The 5,463-nt window shown below is 31.9% G+C and carries 5 protein-coding genes; all 5 read left to right on the top strand.

The genetic code is table 11. The features are described 5' to 3' along the window. Positions 1 to 304 precede the first annotated feature (304 nt). The 5 genes from B0E34_RS19010 (at position 305) to B0E34_RS18990 (ending at position 4,912) form a co-directional block, all read left to right on the top strand. Complete coding sequence (locus tag B0E34_RS19010) at positions 305 to 1,534, top strand: site-specific integrase (RefSeq protein WP_087712050.1); 1,230 nt, start codon at positions 305 to 307, stop codon at positions 1,532 to 1,534. A gap of 102 nt (positions 1,535 to 1,636) precedes the next feature. Beyond that, positions 1,637 to 2,377 (top strand): hypothetical protein, encoded by a 741-nt coding sequence (locus B0E34_RS19005; RefSeq protein WP_087712048.1) that lies wholly within the window; start codon positions 1,637 to 1,639, stop codon positions 2,375 to 2,377. A gap of 229 nt (positions 2,378 to 2,606) precedes the next feature. Further along, positions 2,607 to 3,524, top strand: a complete 918-nt coding sequence (locus B0E34_RS19000; protein ID WP_087712046.1) for an AAA family ATPase — start codon at positions 2,607 to 2,609, stop codon at positions 3,522 to 3,524. Beyond that, a complete protein-coding gene (locus B0E34_RS18995; RefSeq protein WP_087712045.1) occupies positions 3,508 to 4,632 on the top strand; it encodes a DUF3871 family protein in 1,125 nt (374 codons plus the stop codon). Before B0E34_RS19000 ends, B0E34_RS18995 begins: the two co-directional genes overlap by 17 nt. Before the next feature lie 88 nt (positions 4,633 to 4,720). Then, the gene (locus tag B0E34_RS18990; protein ID WP_087712052.1) at positions 4,721 to 4,912 is read left to right on the top strand and encodes a JAB domain-containing protein; all 192 of its coding nucleotides are present in this window, start codon (positions 4,721 to 4,723) and stop codon (positions 4,910 to 4,912) included. The last annotated feature ends 551 nt before the right edge of the window (positions 4,913 to 5,463 follow it).

Here is a 5,463-nt window from a genome sequence, read left to right as displayed (position 1 = left end):
GATATTTTGGAGAAAAGTTATTTGAAAGGCTGATTATTGCTAATATCACAGCTTTAGGTTAGAAAACGGATATTCAATTAAATTATGTATGATAATTTCTGCTTTAAGGTTTGTAGAAGAAAGAATAGAGCCTAATAAATTAGTTTGTACAGATGCTGATTTTGACAACTGCTTAAAATTAATAGATATTTATTTTCAACATTCTCTTTATAATTTCAAAAGTTTGAATTTAAAAAAATAATTTAAACTTCTTAAGTCTGCCTATTTCCAGGCAGGCTTTTATCAACTAACTAAATCTAGAAAAATGAATAACCATGCAACAATAAAAGTTGTTATGGGTAGTAAACCTTTGTCTGATGGTCAGTATCTGGTTTACTTGCGTATAACAAAAAATAGAAGAAAAAAAGAAATCTCAATTGGTTTAAAAGGTTTTAAAGAACACTTTGTTAGTGAACAGTTTATAAAGCCTCATCCCAACTTTAAAATTGAAAATGGCTTTATTATAAAACAAAAACATGAAGCGTTAAGTATAATCAGAAATTTTCAGCTTAACGATGAAGATTTCACCCTAGAATCTTTTGAAAGAAAATTTAGGGGAGTACCAGAAACCAATGACAATTTTTTTGACTTTACAGAAGAAATTATTAAAGAAATGGAGCAGTCAGACAGATTAGGAAATGCAAGAGCCTATAAAGAAGCAAAAGAATCTCTGGTAAAATTTATAAATGAGAACCATCCAGGCAAAACAATAGTTAAATTCAAAGAATTGACCCCAGAGTTACTTGAAAAATATGAAGTATATATGCGTTCAAGAGGAAATGAAAATGGAGGAATGGCTTTTAAGATGAGGCAAATTAGAGCAATATTTAATAAAGCTATTAATAGAAAAATCATATCACAGGATATTTATCCCTTTAAATACTACAAGGTTTCCAAGCTCAAAGCAAAACCCAACAAAAGAGCATTGACAGTAGAAGATTTTAAAAAGTTGAAAGATGTTAATTTGTCGCAGTTTCCCCATCTTATGGAAGCATACAATTATTTTATGTTTTCATTTTACACAAGAGGGATGAACTTTGTGGATATGATGTACCTTAAAAAATCAGATATAGTTAATGACAGATTATATTATACCAGAGCCAAAACCAAAGGCAGATTTAATATAGAAATTGTTGATAAGGCGCAGGAAATAATTGATTTTTACAAAGATAAAACAAAGAATACTTCTTATGTATTCCCAATACTGTTAAGTGATGATATGACACCAAAACAGATTGAATACAGAAAACATAAAGTTTTAAGTCGTTATAATAGAAAATTAGGAGAGATAGCTAAAATTGCAGGTGTTGAATCTCATGTAACCTCTTATGTAGCTAGACACAGCTTTGCAACCATCCTTAAAAAGAAAGGAACAAGTACAGATTTGATTTCTGAACTGATGGGGCATTCTAATGTACAAATAACTATGACCTATCTGAAAGAATTTGATGATGAAGAACTGGATAAAGCCAACAGAAGATTATTAGATTTATAAGCCAAGATTAAATTTAATCTGAAAAAATAGAAATATCCTTGTGTAATAAAATTAAGAAAATTCTTAATTTCAATTTTTACAAATTTTTAACTCATTAATATTATGAATGAATTCCCTTTAGAAGAGGATTTTCATAAAGAAAATGGGATTGAAAGTAATCTCCCTTCCCAGAAGTTACCTGGAGAATATAGTGAAGATTTTGAAGAGAGGTCTGAAAAAATAGAACTCTACAATCACGACATTACTCTTGAAGAAAATTTCCAAGAAAACAACAATCCAAAGTACATTTTAGTAAAAGTTACAGAAGATGGCAGTATGGCTGTTGAAAATAATACACCATCATTAACCCCTTTTGACAAGATTGTAGTCAATATGAATGTCTATGATTATTCTGCATTTGAGAATTATATGATAGATTATGATACAATCTTTGGAACAAGACTACTAACTTTTATGAAATATGACAGCAATTTCTTTGTTTGTGATGAAAGAGTCTTTTTTGAGGCACTACTTATCAAGTACAAAAAATCAGGCTTTACCTCATTTTACTGGTCTAAAGAAAAGATATTTAAAGAAGTAGGCATCAAGAAAGACAGAGCAGAAAAAATAATTAGCAGATTTAAAGAATTGGGAATTATTTCTGTTGAGAAGAAAACAAGAACATTTGAAGGAAAACCACAGCAGGTTAATTACTTCTTTCTGCATCCTGAAAAAGTTATTGAATTACTTACCAAAATGTTTGGAGAAGAGGATGAAGAGGATTTTATTTTTCCAGGACACAGGGATATTCAAAAATATCTTAAACCTGGATTAGAAAAAAAGACAAGCAGGAAAAGAAAATAACATACACCTTTCCCCAATGGAGGGTTTCCCCCAATAAAAGATATTGTTAAAAAGATTATATACGATATCTTTTATTTGAGGATTTCCTCTAATGGCTTTTTGTCCTGAATGTGTATTCTTTTATCAGTAGGATTAAACTATAAATCTATTTTTAACATCAACCATTGACAATTAAACAATACTCTTAATTCCAAGAGTAAATATTAACCATTTAAAACAGTAAAAAATTATGCAATTAAAACAATCACAAAGACAACAAGTAAAGCTCAGATTAGGATTATCAGGAGCTAGTGGATTTGGGAAATCGAAAAGTTCCCTTTTATTAGCCTATGGAATGACACAGGACTGGAGTAAAATAGCTGTCATAGACACAGAAAATTCCTCAGCTTCTCTGTATTCAGACTTAGGAAATTATAATGTTCTGGATTTACAAGCACCTTACAGCCCTGAAAGGTATATTCAAGCCATTGAATTGTGTGAAAAGTCAGGAATTGAAGTTATTATCATAGATTCTGCCAGTCATGAATGGAATGGCTCTGGTGGATGTCTTGAAATCCATGAAAAATTGGGTGGAAGATTTCAGGATTGGGCTAATGTAACCCCAAGACATCAGGCATTCATTAATAAAATTCTGCAATCAAGCTGTCATATCATTACCACTACCAGAAGAAAGATGGATTATTCTTTAGATATTGGTTCTAATGGTAAAACTAAAGTTGTAAAACATGGCACAAAAGAGATTACCAGAGATGGCTTTGAATATGAACTTACTATCAATTTCGAGTTAGTCAATGATAATCATTTGGCTAAAGCAAGTAAGGACAGAACAGGACTCTTTATGAACAAACCTGAGTTTCTGATAACTTCTCAAACAGGTAAGCTGATTCTTGACTGGTGCAATACAGGAACTATTACTAAACTCCAGGTAACCCCTTCAACCTCTGAACAAAGTTACCTGGGCTCTAATGAGATAAGTAAATTGATTAGTAAAATTGGAGATTGTAATACAATTAGTGACCTTTTAGCACTCTACAAACAATATCCTGAATACCAGGAAGAATTAAAACCTGAATATGAAGCAAGAAAATCATTTCTAATCAAATTGTCAAATCCCCAAAACTTTTCAACCAATGGAGTACACAGATAATACAGCAGTAATGGAACTGCACAATGTTCAAAGAAGCAGTCAGCTTAACCTGGAGGCTGTAAATATCCAAGATGCAGAGGTGTTTTACCCAAGCAGAATGAATGAAATTAAAGAGGTTGAGCCAAGAAGTGTTCAACCTCTTTTGATTTCTAATACAATCAGTACTACTACTGATGCAACAGACTCTGACTATGTTCATAAACCATTCATTGAAGCCAACACCTTGCAGGTAGATTTGAGCCACCTTAAAAGTGACTGCATTATTCCTGTATTCAGTAAGGATAACGAAAAGACCATTGCACACCAGGAGTTTATAGATATTGTTACTAATACAGTATTAAAACTGTTTCCTCATCACAGTATCAGTAATCCTGAAATTAGGGTGTCACACCAAATCAAAGGTAGAACTCCTGATGCTATTTACAAGAGTGCTAAGGATTTACTTGACCATGAGAAGACCATTTATTATGAAAGAATGGCATTTATTGTTCAGATACCATCTATTGTAGATACTATTAATGGTAATGAGCTGGCTTTAACTTTAGGTGGAGTAAGGAGTTATAACCTGGAGAACTTATATAACAAGAAAACATTTGAAAAGTTCAAGTTTTTTATTGGTTTTCAGAATAAGGTGTGCTGTAATCTCTGTGTATCTTCTGATGGTTTTGTTGAAGAAATGAGAGTGGGAAATTATCATGAGTTACAAGAGAAAGTTACTGCTGTTATTGAGAATTACAATGCACAAAGCCACCTGGAGGTCATGAAATCCTTATCACACAGTTTTCTTACAGAGCATCAATTTGCCCAGCTTTTGGGTAAGTCAAGGCTGTATCAACACTTGCCTAAGAAAGAGAAATTGGCAATCCCCAGCCTTAACTTTAACGACAGTCAACTTAATACAGTAGCTAAAGATTACTACGAAGATAAAAGCTTTTGTAGGAATGAAAATGGAGATATTAACCTCTGGAATGTGTATAATCTCTTTACACAGGCTAACAAGAGCAGTTATATAGATACTTTTCTTGACAGGAATCTGAATGCATTTGAGTTCTCACAAGGGATTCAGAGAGCACTTATTAGTAGTTCTAAACACTGGTTTTTGAGTTGATAAAGTTAAGTATATTACAACTAGGATTGTATAAGTTTTGAGAGATACATGATGGAATCTTTTGCATATTTATTATTAGGTTCAACAGATAAACAAAATAGCAACTGGACTTATACTGGTACATAACCATCCAAGTGGTAATCTTAACCCAAGTAGTGCAGACTTAGCCATAGTAAAGAAACTTAAAACAGCTTGTAAATTACTTGATATTGCGCTACTTGACAGCATTATTATTACGAAAGATAACTATACAAGTTTTAATGATGAGGGATTGTTGTAACAGTTGCAGTTCTTGCAGTTTCTGCAAATTGACTAAAATATCTGGTGAAACATAGGTGAAACATTTTATCAGAATAATGTAAAATATTATAATGGAATGAAAAATAGGGAATGCTTATTTTGTTGAAAATCAGTCTAATGAAAAAGAATGAAACAAAATGTAAAATAACTTATTTCGTCTCATAATCAGGTGGTCCCTGGTTCGAGCCCAGGTGGGACCACTTTTTAAATCAAGCACTTACAGATTTGTAGGTGCTTTTTTGTTTATTAAAGCTATTTTCAGCAGTTTACTATTCTATTTGATTCTGTAATTCTAATTACTTTATACTAATTTAAGTTTGATTTTGTTGCCTAAAAGGGATCAAACGCAAAAGTTGGGGGCTAAGCAAAAAGTTTAGTCAACCTGAATAGGGATCAGTCTCAAAAGTTGGGGAGGAATGTTAAGTAGTTTTATCTTTGTATAATGCTAAACGATCAAGAATTACTAAAGTTTTTGCTTCCACCATACTTAGTGGATTATTTTGATATTGTGAAATTTGAAGAAAAAGAAGG

The sequence above is a fragment of the Chryseobacterium mucoviscidosis genome, from assembly GCF_002177115.1.
Taxonomy (GTDB): domain Bacteria; phylum Bacteroidota; class Bacteroidia; order Flavobacteriales; family Weeksellaceae; genus Chryseobacterium; species Chryseobacterium mucoviscidosis.
The sequence above is the reverse complement of the archived record's forward strand: the minus strand, read 5'-3'. Positions and strand labels throughout refer to the sequence as shown.